The sequence below is a fragment of the Plantactinospora sp. CNZ321 genome (assembly GCF_004217235.1).
In genome coordinates this window covers 7,243,668-7,257,422 of sequence record NZ_SHKQ01000001.1, presented here as the reverse complement: position 1 = coordinate 7,257,422, position 13,755 = coordinate 7,243,668, and the positions used below count along the sequence as shown (strand labels likewise).

At 73.8% G+C, this 13,755-nt stretch carries 11 protein-coding genes; 2 read left to right on the top strand and 9 right to left on the bottom strand.

What is annotated here, in order from left to right:
- Window positions 1-37: 37 nt before the first annotated feature.
- Window positions 38-535: a GNAT family N-acetyltransferase gene (locus tag EV371_RS31570; protein WP_349338937.1), complete on the bottom strand. Its 498-nt coding sequence runs from the start codon at window positions 533-535 to the stop codon at window positions 38-40.
- A 506-nt stretch (window positions 536-1,041) separates the two neighbouring features.
- Here EV371_RS31570 and EV371_RS31565 point away from each other — a divergent pair.
- Both EV371_RS31565 and groL read left to right on the top strand, forming a co-directional pair.
- Window positions 1,042-1,245 (top strand): cold-shock protein, encoded by a 204-nt coding sequence (locus EV371_RS31565; RefSeq protein ID WP_033342363.1) that lies wholly within the window; start codon window positions 1,042-1,044, stop codon window positions 1,243-1,245.
- Between the two features lie 748 nt (window positions 1,246-1,993).
- The gene (gene groL, locus EV371_RS31560; protein ID WP_130465273.1) at window positions 1,994-3,616 is read left to right on the top strand and encodes a chaperonin GroEL; all 1,623 of its coding nucleotides are present in this window, start codon (window positions 1,994-1,996) and stop codon (window positions 3,614-3,616) included.
- Window positions 3,617-3,667: 51 nt separating this feature from the next.
- Here groL and EV371_RS33645 read toward each other — a convergent pair whose 3' ends face one another.
- The 8 genes from EV371_RS33645 to EV371_RS31525 form a co-directional block, all read right to left on the bottom strand.
- Complete coding sequence (locus EV371_RS33645) at window positions 3,668-3,835, bottom strand: hypothetical protein (protein ID WP_165436884.1); 168 nt, start codon at window positions 3,833-3,835, stop codon at window positions 3,668-3,670.
- A gap of 139 nt (window positions 3,836-3,974) precedes the next feature.
- On the bottom strand, window positions 3,975-4,637 hold the full coding sequence (locus EV371_RS31555; protein ID WP_130465272.1) for a hypothetical protein: 663 nt from the start codon (window positions 4,635-4,637) through the stop codon (window positions 3,975-3,977).
- A 6-nt stretch (window positions 4,638-4,643) separates the two neighbouring features.
- Window positions 4,644-5,711 carry an LPXTG cell wall anchor domain-containing protein gene (locus EV371_RS31550; protein ID WP_130465271.1) on the bottom strand — a complete coding sequence of 356 codons (1,068 nt, stop codon included), beginning with the start codon at window positions 5,709-5,711 and terminating at the stop codon, window positions 4,644-4,646.
- Between the two features lie 235 nt (window positions 5,712-5,946).
- The gene (locus EV371_RS31545) at window positions 5,947-8,631 is read right to left on the bottom strand and encodes a LuxR family transcriptional regulator (RefSeq protein WP_130465270.1); all 2,685 of its coding nucleotides are present in this window, start codon (window positions 8,629-8,631) and stop codon (window positions 5,947-5,949) included.
- Window positions 8,632-8,743: 112 nt separating this feature from the next.
- Window positions 8,744-9,709 carry a GNAT family N-acetyltransferase gene (locus tag EV371_RS31540; protein WP_130465269.1) on the bottom strand — a complete coding sequence of 322 codons (966 nt, stop codon included), beginning with the start codon at window positions 9,707-9,709 and terminating at the stop codon, window positions 8,744-8,746.
- Between the two features lie 55 nt (window positions 9,710-9,764).
- Window positions 9,765-12,335, bottom strand: coding sequence for a S8 family serine peptidase (locus EV371_RS31535; RefSeq protein WP_486484874.1), 2,571 nt, complete (start codon window positions 12,333-12,335; stop codon window positions 9,765-9,767).
- 248 nt (window positions 12,336-12,583) lie between these two features.
- The gene (locus EV371_RS31530; protein ID WP_130465267.1) at window positions 12,584-12,958 is read right to left on the bottom strand and encodes a transcriptional regulator; all 375 of its coding nucleotides are present in this window, start codon (window positions 12,956-12,958) and stop codon (window positions 12,584-12,586) included.
- Window positions 12,951-13,703: a hypothetical protein gene (locus EV371_RS31525; RefSeq protein ID WP_130465266.1), complete on the bottom strand. Its 753-nt coding sequence runs from the start codon at window positions 13,701-13,703 to the stop codon at window positions 12,951-12,953. The genes EV371_RS31530 and EV371_RS31525 overlap by 8 nt, the downstream gene beginning before the upstream one ends.
- Between the last annotated feature and the right edge of the window lie 52 nt (window positions 13,704-13,755).

Sequence of the window (13,755 nt, the reverse complement as noted above, 5' to 3'; positions counted from 1 at the left end):
CCTTCCCGACCGGGCTGGGCGCTGGTGGGGTGCCGGGTCAGGCGGCGCGGCGCATCTGTAGCTCGCGGAGGGTGGGCACCGTCGGGTGTGCCACCCGTACCCCGGTGTCGACGAAGCCGAGCCGCTCGTAGCCCCGTACCGCCCGGTCGTTGCCGACCACCACCTCCAGCAGCAACTCCTGCCGACCGGCCGCCCTCGACCAGTCGGCCACCGCCTCGACCAGGGCGTCCAGCAGGCCACTGCCCCGCCAGGCCGGGGTGAGGTAGACCGCGAAGACCACCGTGAGCTCCGGCTGACCGGGCGCCGCCTGGCCACCCGCGTGCCCGACGACCCGACCGTCGACCTCGGCGACGAAGGCAGCCGTCCGGTGCCCGGTCGACATCCCGGCGATCCGGGCCGCGAACTCGGCGTGCGGCCGGGCCGCCGCGTCGGCGAGCGTCTCCAGGAAGGCCAGTGGCGAGTCCGCGAGCATCTCCAGGCGGATCGCCCGGACCCGGGCGGCGTCGGCGGGGCGTACCCGGCGGACCGGTGGCAGGTCGCGGCCGGGACACCCGACACCGGCCTTCCCTGCGCCGGGCGCCGGCCCGCTCTGGGCGTTCGGCCGGAGACCGGAACTGCCCGTCCCGGTGGACCGGTCCGGGGGAGCCGCTCCGGCCCGGTCGGTGGAGTGCCCGGACTCCGGCTCGGCGGCGGTCTGCGGGATGGAAGCCGGCACGTCCGTCATGGTCGCACGCCGTACGGCGACCAGTTCCGGGGGGTGACGGTGCCGCGTTCGGTTTCTGTACGGGCCCGTTGAGCTGCGTAGCGACGATCGCCAATGGGTCGGGCCGGAAAAGGACCGCCCGGATGGGGGACCGGTGACCGTTTTGGCCTAGTGCGCTGCGACCCGACCTTGGTGTACCGTGCGGATTCGGCCGCTCGATTTGTTGGACTCCAAATACATGATCCATTTGGAGAACGGCGACTCGGTTGGCCCCGGCAGGCATACGGCGTCGCCGGAGCTCGGGCAGCTCCGACGCGACCGAAGTAAGGAAGTGCACCGTGGCGCAGGGCACCGTGAAGTGGTTCAACAGCGAAAAGGGCTACGGCTTCATCGCGGTCGATGGCGGGCAGGACGTCTTCGTCCACTTCTCCGCGATCGAGATGGACGGCTACAAGGCGCTTGACGACGGTCAGCGCGTCGAGTTCGAGATCGCCCAGGGGCAGAAGGGCCCGCAGGCGGAAAAGGTCCGGGTCATCGCCTGAGCTGTCGGGCCACCGGCCCGCCGCTGAGGGCTCGACCCCGTTCCGTCACCATCCCACCGCCGGTGCACCCCCGGTCGGGGATTCCCTTGCCGGCCCAGTCCGGACTCCCCCCGTTGCGCCGACACGCCATGCAGGTGTGCCTGCACAACGGAGGTCGCCTGCCGGCCGGTTGACGGTCCACTGCGGGCCGGTCCACTGCGGGGCCAGGTCGCGGCGGGCCGGTCCGGCCGGACCAGGTCGCTGGACGGGTCCGCGCCAGGACGCTGGATGGGTCCACGTTCCGGCCCCCCGGGGTTTGGTCCTGGCGCCCCGGTCCGGCTGTCCAGTTCGGCTGCCCGTTCGACCCTACTTCCGGTCCCGTCCGGGCGCCGGTCTCCCGTCGATCCCCCGGCCGCCGCCGGCCCGCCCTGGGACTCGGGTCAACCGACCCACTCGCTTGCACTCGGCATGGGAGAGTGCTAAACAAGTGGTTGGCACTCGCACCCCGTGAGTGCCAAGGTCGGGGCGGTAGGGCCACGGTCGCGGGCCCGTGGAGCGGGTGTGCGGCACATGGCCGGTCGTCGCGGGCTGTCCGGCCCGGCCGGCGGACGTCACTGTCGCACAGCGCGACGGAGTCGAGCAGGCACCCTTGGGTGTCGGCAGACCCCGTCCGCCAGTGCCGTAGTGACGTCCGAAGGTGCGTAACCAGGCGGTAGGTCGGGGTCGACAAGGCTCCGGCGGCCGTGAGTGTCCAGGAGGACAACGCCGTATGGCCAAGATGATCGCGTTCGACGAGGAGGCGCGCCGCGGCCTTGAGCGGGGCATGAACACCCTCGCCGACGCCGTAAAGGTGACGCTGGGCCCGAAGGGCCGCAACGTCGTGCTCGAGAAGAAGTGGGGCGCCCCCACCATCACCAACGATGGTGTGAGCATCGCCAAGGAGATCGAGCTCGAGGACCCGTACGAGAAGATCGGTGCGGAACTGGTCAAGGAGGTCGCCAAGAAGACCGACGACGTCGCCGGTGACGGCACGACGACGGCGACCGTCCTCGCCCAGGCGCTGGTCCGTGAGGGCCTGCGCAACGTCGCGGCCGGTGCCAACCCGATGGCCCTGAAGCGGGGCATCGAGGCCGCCGTCGCGAACGTCTCGGAGGAGCTGAGCAAGCTCGCCAAGGACGTCGAGACCAAGGAGCAGATCGCCTCCACCGCGTCCATCTCCGCTGGTGACACCAGCGTCGGCGAGATCATCGCCGAGGCGATGGACAAGGTCGGCAAGGAAGGCGTCATCACCGTCGAGGAGAGCAACACCTTCGGGCTCGAGCTGGAGCTGACCGAGGGCATGCGCTTCGACAAGGGCTACATCTCGGGGTACTTCATGACCGACCCCGACCGGATGGAGGCCGTGCTCGACGACCCGTACATCCTGATCGTCAACAGCAAGATCTCGACGGTCAAGGACCTGCTGCCGATCCTCGAGAAGGTCATGCAGTCGGGTAAGCCGCTGGCCATCATCGCCGAGGACGTCGAGGGCGAGGCCCTGGCGACCCTGGTGGTCAACAAGGTCCGGGGCACCTTCAAGTCCGTCGCCGTCAAGGCGCCGGGCTTCGGTGACCGCCGCAAGGCCATGCTGGGCGACATCGCCATCCTGACCGGCGGACAGCCGATCAGCGAGGAGGTCGGCCTCAAGCTGGACGCCGTCGGCCTCGACATGCTGGGCCGGGCCCGCAAGGTCGTGGTGACCAAGGACGAGACCACCATCGTCGACGGTGCCGGTGACGCCGACCAGATCAACGGTCGGGTCAACCAGATCCGTGCCGAGATCGAGAAGAGCGACTCCGACTACGACCGCGAGAAGCTGCAGGAGCGCCTGGCCAAGCTGGCCGGCGGTGTTGCGGTGATCAAGGTCGGCGCGGCCACCGAGGTCGAGCTGAAGGAGCGCAAGCACCGCATCGAGGACGCGGTGCGCAACGCGAAGGCCGCCGTCGAGGAGGGCATCGTCCCCGGTGGTGGTGTCGCGCTGGTGCAGGCCGGCAAGACCGCCTTCGACAAGCTGGACCTGGTTGGCGACGAGGCGACCGGCGCGCAGATCGTCAAGATCGCGCTGGACGCCCCGCTGCGGCAGATCGCCGTCAACGCCGGCCTCGAAGGTGGCGTCGTGGTCGAGAAGGTCCGCAACCTGGACGCCGGGCACGGCCTCAACGCGGCCAACGGTGAGTACGTCGACCTGCTCCAGGCCGGCATCATCGACCCGGCCAAGGTGACCCGTTCGGCGCTGCAGAACGCGTCGTCGATCGCGGCCCTGTTCCTGACCACCGAGGCTGTGGTGGCGGACAAGCCGGAGAAGACCCCGGCTGCCCCGGCCGCGCCGGGCGGCGGGGACATGGACTTCTGAGTCCAGGCTCCACGTCGTGGGGGCGGGCCGCGTCAGCGGTCCGCCCCTTCGTCATGTCGGCATCCGCCGCTGGTTCCGTCGTTTCTCCGCCTGGCTGAACGGTTCCCGGATCGAGACCGGCGCGTCGTCCGCCGGCGCCACCGGCTCCTCGGGAGACAGGTCGTCGCCCCCGTCAACCGCTGCCCGCCACTCGGCGTCCCCGTAGTCGTCCTCCGTCATACTTCCTCCTCCACCGCAACGGTAGGAGGCGCGGGCCGGCTACATCGGCAAATCGCGCGGTCTCGATGTACGCCGCCCTGCGACCGCACCGTCGACGCCGACGACGACCGCGTACCCGGATCTCCTGCCGGCGGTGGAGTCAGGCCCGCCGGCGCCGCGTCCGATGCCACACGGCGGTGGGTGTGGCGACGAGGAGGAACACGACGCCCGCGCCGTAGCAGAGCGGCATCGCCCGGAGGACACCGGCGACCCACATCACCGTGAAACTGACGACGGAGATCGAGAACAGCGTCCGGAACAGTGCCTGCCGTGGCGCCGTACCGGTGCGGGTGGCGGCTTCCTCGGCGGCGGCCGCCTGGCCGGCGGCGCCGAGCATCAGATCCGGCGCCGCGCCGCCCAACGCCGCCACCAGGCCGGGCCGGAACGTGTCGGGATTTCGCCGGTCGCCCTTAACGACCGAGTGGACGACGGCCGCCCCGCCGGACGAGAGCAGGAACTCGAGCCCTCGGGCCGCGCCGAGTCCGTCGACCGCGGCGCGGAGCGCGGTGGCGAATCCCGGGTGCTCCTGCGCCGCCAGCTCGACATCCCGGGCGAACGTGCGGCGTGCCCTGCCGCTGCGCGGGCTCTGGAACAGGTACGTGGCGCCGATGGCGTCGTCGTCGTCGAGTCGCCGCCGGATCAGCTCGGACAGCTGACGGACAGCCTCACCCAGCCCCGGATCGGGCGGCGTCTGTGCACTCTGGAGCCAGACGGTGACGTACGCCGTGGCGGCCGCCGCGTACCCCGGCAGCTCCCGGGCCATCGCCGCTCAGTCCCCACCGGTGAAGCGGATCCGGCGACGACGTGCGACCAGCAGGACCGCCGTACCGGAGGCCAGCAGTAGCCCTCCGGCCACCAGCAGCGCGACGGCCGGCGTACCGGTGACCGGCAGGCCACCGCCCGCGCCGGCATCGTCGTCGCCACCTCCCGGACCGCTGCCCGGACCGGCGCTGCCGTCGGAGGTCGGTGACCCGCAGGGCACCGCCCGGACCGTGTGCGTGGCCAGGTCCAGGCCGAGTTCCGGGTTCCGGACCACCACGACCGCACCAGGCCCGGCCGGCACGGTGAACGTGTCGTTCGCGCGGGCCGGCACCACCCGGTGCACGGCCGCGACGCCGTCGACCAGCACGGTGACCCGGGTGGCTCCGTCGGCCCGACTGCTCAGTGCGACCCGCACCCCGGCACAGGCGTCCGCGACCTCCACCGCGATGGCGTCCGGACCACAGCCCGCGGGTTCCCGGTAGGTTCCCACCATCCAGGTGACCTGCTCGGGCCCGGGTGCCCCGCCGACGAGCGCGTAGTTGTCACCGTCGGCGAGCCCACGCACCAGCGTCACCGCGCCCGGCGGCACCGGTGCCAGCTCCTCCGCCGCCGGGCTCGCCGGGGTGTACAGCCGCAGCCCGGTGACCGCGGTGGTGCCCTCGTTCGACAGGCGCAGTTCGAGCACGTGGCACTGGGCCCCGGCGGTGACCGTCAGCCGGGGGACGTCCGCGCATCCGTCAGGCTCGCGGAACACCAGGTTCACGTCCGGCAGCCCGGCACGCCGCACGACGAAGGCGTCCCGGTCGGCGGCGCCGTACCGGCGGTTGCCGCGCTCGCGCATCTCGAACCGGTCGACCGCCACACCGTTGCGCAGCACGGTCGTCGCCCACGTCTCTTCGCCGCCGATCGTGCCGGTGTCCCAGCTGAGCACCGCGACGCCGCAGCGTTCGGTCAACGTGATGGGGGGCGGATCGGCGTGCGCGGGGGACGCCGAGCCGAGGATGAGGCCACCGGCGAGCAGGACGGCGGCGCCGGGGGCAGCGAGCAGGCTACGCAACCAGGTGGGGACACGCATCAACGAAACAACCTTCGGCTGGAACGACGGTGGCAGGTCACGGCGAGGGGGCACCGCACCCCGGACCGAGCTACTCCAGCACAGCGCCGCGCCGCTGGCATGAGTCCCGGGGCACTCATATCGCGCGGGGCGGGTACTCAGGCGCCGGCCTGCGCCGGGTCGGCGACGGCACGATGGTCGACCGGACCGGCGTGGCGAGCGGACGGTTGCGGACCCGGTGCAGCCGTCAGCAACCTCAGCCCGCCGGCCCGAGGACGTCCCTCAGCCCGGTCCGTCCGGAGACACCGAGCTTCCCGTACGCCCGATGCAGGTGGTTCTCCACCGTTCGTTCGGCCACGTGCAACCGGGTGGCGATGGCTCGGGTCGACTCGCCGCGCGCCGCGGCGAGCACGACGTCCCGTTCCCGTTCGGTCAACCCGATGAGCGGGCCGGCCGCCGCCAGCGCCGGTGTGCCGGCGGGTTCGGCGGCCCTCGACTGCAGTACGGCCAGCAGCCGGGCCCGGGCCGCGGCCCGGGGCTCGCCCGCTCGTTGCCATGCGGCGGCCGCCAGCGTCGCCGCCTCCGCGGCGTGCAGGGGCATGCCGAAGCCGGCGAACCGCTGGGCGGTCGCGAGCAGCCCCGCCCCGTCGCCGGTCGATGCGCCGGCGGCGTACCGCACGACCACCTCACCCAGCACCCATCCCGCCGGTGGGGGATAGGCGGTCAGCAGGCGTACCGCGAGGTCGGCCGCGCCCAGCCGCACGAGGTCGAGGGCGCCGAGGGTCGTGCTGCCGAAGGCGCCGCCCGCACCGTGGCGAGCGATCTCGTCGCCGAGCAGGGTTCGCACACTCGCCGGATCGGCCCGGACGCTGGCCCGCCAGGCCCCGGCGCGCGCCACCTCCATCTCGAACAGGCGGTTGGGATGCTCGCCGCCCCGGTAGCGGTCCAGGTCGGCGGTGGCGGCGGCGAGCTCCTCCTCGTCGCCGCACTGCGCCGCTGCCTGTACCCGCACCGCCGCCGCCCATCGGCACACCGGCCGCAGCGACCCTTCGGCGACGACGAAGGACTCCCTGGCCCAGCGCAACGCGGTCGCCGGCCGGCCGAGCATCAGGCCGATCATGCCGAGCGCGAAGGCGCTCAGCGCCTGCGCGGTCCGGTCCGGCGGATGCAGGCTCGACTGGTACGACGCCTCGGTCTGGGCGAACCCGCCGGCCGGGTCACCCAGGACGCAACGCAGCCAGCCGCCCGCCGGCCGCATGCTGTCGGCGTGCACCAGGCTCGGGCCGGTGTGCCGCGCGGCCAGTGGGACGGCCCGCGCGATGAGCCCGGCCGCGTCGGCGTACCGGCCGGCGAGCATCAGCGCCGCCGCGGCCGCGCTGGCCGCCGTGACCCGCGACTCGACCGGGTCCGCGTCGTCGCCCGGCGAACCCGGACCAGCACCCTGCGCCGTCGTCTCGAACACGGCCAGCGCCGCGTCGACCGTCGCGCAGTCCAATCCGTACGAGCGCAGGTAGAGGCGGGACACGTCGAGCTGTCCGGCCAACTCCGGGCCGGCCACCTCGGCCGCGTCGAGGACCGCCCGCGCTGCCGCCAGGTCGTCGGCATGATGTGCGAGCGCGGCGGCGTGCTGGACGGCGATCTCCAGCCGCTCGGTGGCGTTCGTGGCCTTGCCGGCCAGATCGGCGCAGCGCAGCAGGGCCTCGTCGATGCGCCCGAGGCAGAGCATGGCGCGTACCTCGGTCAACCCTGCCGCGACCCCGGCACCGTTGTCGTAGGCGTGCCAGGCCAGCCGCTCGGCCAACGCGTACTCCCGGATCAGGGCCGCCTGCTCGGCGGCCTGAAGCATCCGCTGCGGGTGTACGGTGCCACCCCCGTCGAGGCGCCAGATCGCGGTCCGCATCACGTCTTCGCTGCGCCGCGCACCGGTGCCGTCGATGGCGTCCGCGAGCCGACGGCTGTGCCGCACCCGGGCCAGCCCGGGCAGATCGGCGCGCAACAACTCGCCGTACAGCGGATGGCTGAGCCGGACGACGCGGCGCCGACCGGTGGTGCCGACCGTGACGAGGCCACGTCGCTCCAGCGTTTCGAGGGTGGCCTCACCGGCGAGTTCGACCGCGACCGGCAGCGGCAGGGGTTCACCGAGCGCGAGCGTCTCCAACGCGTCCCGTTCGGCCGGATCCCGGACGGCGAGCCGGTCGCGGAGCAGTTCGACCAGCCGCGCCGCCCGGCCGAGCGAGGCGGTCAGCCGCCAGACCCCGTCCGCCAGGCGCAGGTTGCCGCCGTCCAGGGCCGAGATCAGCAACTCGCGCAGGAAGAGCGGGTTGCCTCCGGTGGCCGCACGGAGCTGGCGCAGCGTGCGACCCTCGACGGGACCGCCCAACGCGGCGCCGATCAGCCTGTCGGTCTCGGCGGCGGTGAGCGCGTCAAGGTCCACCCGGACAACGCCGTGGTCCTTCCAGAGCGCGGTGAGCGGACCGGGTACGGCCGCTTCGGCGCGTACGGTGGCGAGCAGGGTGAGGGCACGCTCGGCGACGAGCTGGTGGATCACGATCGCCGAGATCTCGTCGAGTTGGTGCAGGTCGTCGACGAGAAGCACGGTGCGCGTCCCCCGGGTGAGCCCGCGCAGCACGTGCAGCCCGCGCTCGACGAGTCCGACCGGTGCGGCCGCGTCCGGCGGAAGTGCCCCGGTCGGGGCGGGCAGCAGGCCGGCGAGCCCGCTCAGGGGCAGTCGGGAACTTCCTGCGGCCGGCCGAGCCACCAGCATCCGGTGGCCGGCCGCCTCGGTGCCCGACGCCACCTCCTGGGCGAGTCGCGTCTTGCCCACCCCCGGTGTCCCGGCGATCAGGGCGCCACAGCGGCCGCCGCCGAACACCGCCCGGGTCACCACCGCCAGCTCGCGATCGCGCCCGATCAGCGGCAGCATGTCCGGGCCAGGCAGCATGCCGGCAGCGCAACTCCGCACCCGAGGCGTGACCTGAGCCGTTCGGTCCGGTTCTCCCCGTCGCAGCCGGTCGAAAACCGTGGCCGCCGTCGTCGGTGCAGCTGACATCCGACTAGAGCTGCTTGCGGTAGAGGAAGAACACCCGCTCGATCCGCGCCCCGGTGCTGCCGGCGTAGAACGGCACCGGCCCGACCCAGCCGATCTCGACCCGCAGATGTCCGGCCGCCCACTGGTCGCGCAGGCAGCGGCGGAGCAGCACGCCGCCGATCCCCAGCCCCTGGGCGGCGGGTGCGGTGCCCATCGGACCGAACCAGCTCGGCCGGGACGAGCCGTACGCGGCGAAGCCGAGCAGTTCCGGCGTACCGCCACCGGTGGGCGTACGGACGGCGACGTGGCAGCCGGCGCCCGCTCGACCGACCGAGTGCAGCAACTCGACGTCCCAACTGCCGCCGAAGGTCGACCGGGCGAACCCGGTCAACATCTCCAGATCTGCCGGCTCGGCTCGGCGTACCGTGACGCCCTGCTCCGCCAACCGTCGCTCGGCCGCCTCGGTGGGACGCAGCCCAGGAGCGGACTCGGTGGAGAGGTCGACGGTCATGTTCCAGGCGGTGCCCTCGGGGCTGTACCCGAGGGCCAGCACGGTGCAGATCGCCGGGGTGTACCGGACGTCGATGCCGGGCCAGACGTAGTGCGGCGGATTGCCGACGACGCGTACCTGGGACGCACCGAGCCCGGCGAGGGCCTGCTCCACCCGCGACACCAGCGCCCGGCCGATGCCCCGCCGTCGCCGGTCGGGATGCACAGCGACCAGGTCGAGGTGCCCGGTGGACCGGTCCGAGCCCCGGTCGGCCATCGAGCCGAGCGCGACCCCGGCGAGCGCGCCGTCCTGCCAGGCGACCACCCCTACGGTACGGCGTCGCCCGGCGGCACCCGGCAGCGGCGAGTCGTCCCGGAGCCGGGCCACGATTTCCGCCGCCTCGGCCGAGTCGTCGGGCAGATCCAGCGCCGCCCGGCAGAGTTCCACCACGGCGGGCACCTGGTCGTCGGTCAACTCGGTCAGCGACGGCGCGGCAGTCATGGTCGCCGACCCTACCCGCCGAGATCGCCGGTCGGCGGCGACGGCCGGGCCACGGCTACCGGTTCGGCTGGCCGGCCTGCCGGGCGGCCTGGACCGCCGCGTACGCGTCGACCAGGCCGGCACCGGTGATGTTGCGTATCGAGCCGCAGGTGTCGGTGCGCTCGCCCGGCTCGGCGGTCGGCCTGGCCGGCGTGGCGGTGTCCAGCAGGATGCGTCGGGTCGTCTCCAGGTCGCCGACCAGCGCCGGATTGGCCGACCACATCAACGCGACCACCCCGGCCAGGTGCGGTGCCGCCATCGAGGTGCCGCTCAGCTTGCCGTACCCGCCGCCGGGCAGCGCCGAGAGCACGTCGTCGCCCGGCGCGACCAGGTCCGGTTTGGTCATCCCGCCGGGCACCGGACCCCGACTGGAGAAGTAGGTGACCCGGCGCTGCCGGTCGACCGCGCCGACGGTGAAGACGTCCGGGTACGGCGCGGGCGGGTCGTCGATCGAGCCGCAGGCGGAGCCGGTGTTACCGGCGGCGGCGACGAAGAAGACGCCGGCCGCCGCGAGCGCCGAGGTGGCCGGCTGCAGGGTGTCCGGCGCGCAGCCCTCGATCGCCGGACAGCCCCACGAGTTGCTGAGCACCTGGGGTGCCCGGTCCGGGTGGCCGTCGGTGAACGGGTCCGCGCCGGGCGGGAACGGCGCCAGCATGAACTGGAGACAGTCCAGGTAGCGCGCGGGATTGCCGAGGTTCCGGTCGAGGTTCACGCAGCCGACCCACTCCGCGCCCGGCGCCACCCCGACCCGCTGCCCGCCGACGGCGGTGGCCAGGGTGTGCGTACCGTGCCCGCCCAGGTCGGTGGGGGATCGGGAGCCGTTCCACGGGTCGTACCAGGAGTCGTCACCGCCCCGGAAACCGGCGGCGAGCGCGGGGTGCCGGCCGTCCACTCCGGAGTCCGAACTCCCCACCACGATGCCCGAGCCGTCGACGCCGAGCTGCGACCAGACCCGGTCCGCGCCGATCAGGCCCAGGTTCCAGCTGGGTACCGCCGGTGCCGGCTCGGCACCACGCTCCGGGGACCCGCTGGCCGGCAGCGGGCGCAACCGCTGGCTGACCAGTACCCGGTCGACGTCCGGCCGCCGGGACAGCCAGGCCCGTACCGCCGTGCCGCCGTCCACCTCGACCGCGTTGACCAGGTAGTACGGCGTGTAGTCCAGGTGCAGCCGGTCGAGTTCCCGGCGCAGGTCCGCCTGGGAACGCTCGGCGGTCTCGACCAGCCGGCGGTACACCTCCCGACCCCGGGCCTGTCGACCGGCCGGCCCGGTCAGCGCAGGCACCGCGGTCAGGTCAGTCTGTTCCCGAAGGACCACGAAGAGCCGCTCACCGTGCCAACCGGGGGCGCCGAGCCCGGCGTACACCGCACCGGTGGCGAGCAGCAGGACCCCGGCGACGGCGGCGGCGACCGGCCGGCGCGGGATCGGTGCGGAGGGGCGGCCGAGGCCGACGCCGTACCCGATGCCGAGCAGCAGTGCGACGGCGAGCGAGCAGCCGGCGGCGACGGCGGCCCAGAACGGCACGTCCCGGGCGGTGGAGAGCAGCAGCGTGATCTCCTCCGGGTCGACCAGGGCCAGCGGACCGGCGGCGGCGATGCCGACCAGCCAACCGACCGGGGCGGAGCCGACCGGCCGGTGCCCGGCTTCCGCCGCGCCGGTCCCGGCCGTCGACCGGGCCCGGGATGTCACCCGGAGGGCGGCGATCGCGAAACCGGCCGGTGGGAGGACGAGCAGCGCGGCGAGTTGCGCGCCGGACTGGCCGATCCCGCCCGCGACCAGTGCCAGCGCCACCCCGGCGACCAGGCCGCCGACCAGGACCAGCCGGACCCCACCCACCGCCCGCTCCGGTGCCGGGCCGCCGTGGATCGCGGCGTGCTCCGGTGCCGGGCCGCCGCCGTGGCTCGTCACCTGTTCCGGGGCGGGGCCGCTACCGCGGTTCGCGGCGCGTTCCGGGGCGGGGCCGCCGCTCGTGGCCGGTCGTTCGTAGCCGGCCCAGAACCGTCCATCCAGGATGGCGGCGGCCAGCCAGCCGACCGCGGCCGAGGCGAGCAGCGCGCAGACCGTCTCCAGTACACCGCCCAGGGCGCCCAACCAGACCCAGGGCAGCAGCAGGGCGAGTCCACCGGCCACGGCCAGACCGGTCGCCGCAGGCTCGGCGCGGACCCGCTCCGGCCGGCCGCCGAGGCGCCGGATCAGCAGGGCACCCAGTCCGGCCAGCGCGGCCAGCCCGCCGAGATAGGCCTCCGGCAGGGTGAGCGGCACCGCCCGGAGCAGCCCGAGCGTGCCGAGCGCGATCGCGCCGAGCAGCCAGGCGCGGCCGGCGGCCCGGACGGCCGCAGAGCGGGGGAGCACGGCCAGCAGTCCGGCGGGTACCCCGACGAGCAGCGCGGTCACCACCCCGGTCACCGGCCAGAGCCAGACCTGCTGATCGAGGCCGGAGACGAGCAGGACCTGTTCGACGAGCCAGGCGACGCTCTGGCTGCCGACGGTCGCGCCGACCGCCCAGACCCCGACCAGTGCGGCGGCGACCACCGGCCAGACCCCGCCCCCGGCCCCCGGCATCGGCCGGGCCGGGGGCGCCGGCCACACCTGGCGCGGCGGCCAGGGTTGCGGTGGGCCCGCCGGCCACGGCTGGTACGGAGCCGACGGCGACTGGTGCGCGGCCGGCGGCCAGGGGTGGTGCGGTGTAGGCGGCAACGGCTGCTGCGGTCCTGGCGGCGACGGTGGCGCCGGCCGGGACGGTTCGTCGGGCGGCGGTGGCGGACCATCCTGCATGTCGGAACAGTACGACGTCGCGCGGCGCAGCGCCGACCTCGGCCGCCGCGCGTACGCCGCGTTCAGTTCTCCGCCGCCTCCGCCGCCTCCGCCGCCTCCGCCGCCTCGGCGGTGGCGTTGCGCAGCCGGCTCACCAACTGTTCCAGCGCGGCGACCTCGGCGCGCAGGGCGGCCCGGCCCTGTCGGGTGAGCCGCAGCCAGGTGCAGGGGCGGCGTCCCTCGTACCCCTTGATCACCCGGAGCAGTTCGGCCTGTTCGAGGATGCGCAGGTGCCGGTTGAGGTTGCCGTCGGTCAGCCCCAGCTCGTCCCGGAGGGTGGCGAACTTGCACTCCCGGGTCTCACTCAGCACGGTGAGGATGCCGAGGCGGACCCGCTGGTGCACGGTGTCGTCCAGGGCCAGTGCCGGATGCGCGGGAGTCGGCCGGTCGTCAGGCATTTGGGAGGCGTCTGGTGCGGGCCGCGCGTACGGCGGCGAAGACGACGAGCGGCAGCGCCATAAGGACAAGGTAGTGCCCGGGGCGGAGCGAAAGCTGGCCGCCGAGCGAGCCGGAGGCGCCGCCGAGGATGTTGGTTGCCCAGGGTGGCAGGTAGCCCAGCGGGGAGGCGCAACACAGCCAGGCGGTGAGCAGGACGATCCAGGTCCCGGCGGCGGCCAGACCCGGACTGCGCTCGGCCCAGGCGAGCGCCAGCACGGCCACCGCGACCGGCAGCAGCGGCGTACTCAACAACCCCTGCCAGATCCAGTCGGGTGCGGGGGCAAGGATGTCGGGCCGGACCTCCGTTTCCGGTACCGCCGCGAGGACCGCGAGCAACAGCAGCACCCCGAGACCGGCGCCGGCGAAGAGTGGCCAGGAGACCCGCAAGCCGAGCCGCCGGGCACGCATGGTGTACCAGGCGGCGGTCACGGCGAACAGCAGGGGGGTGCCGACGAACCAGAAGGCGTACGACAGGACCGGGTGCCGCTGCCTGTCGGGGAGCCCGGCCCAGAAAGGATGGTCGATGCTGAGGGCGTTCGGCTGGTCGAAGGGCGTCTGGTAGAGCGCGATACTGGCCAGCAGCATGACGGCGATGGCGAGCGCCGGCAGCCAGGCCCCGCCGTGCGTCCGGGTGCGGGTGCGGGTGCGCAGCCGGTCCAGTTCGGCCAGGATCTCCGCGGACCGCTCCTTGTCGGTGGAACCCATCACAACCTCCTCGACCTTGCGGCGGTATCGACTTTGCATCAGCGCGTTACTC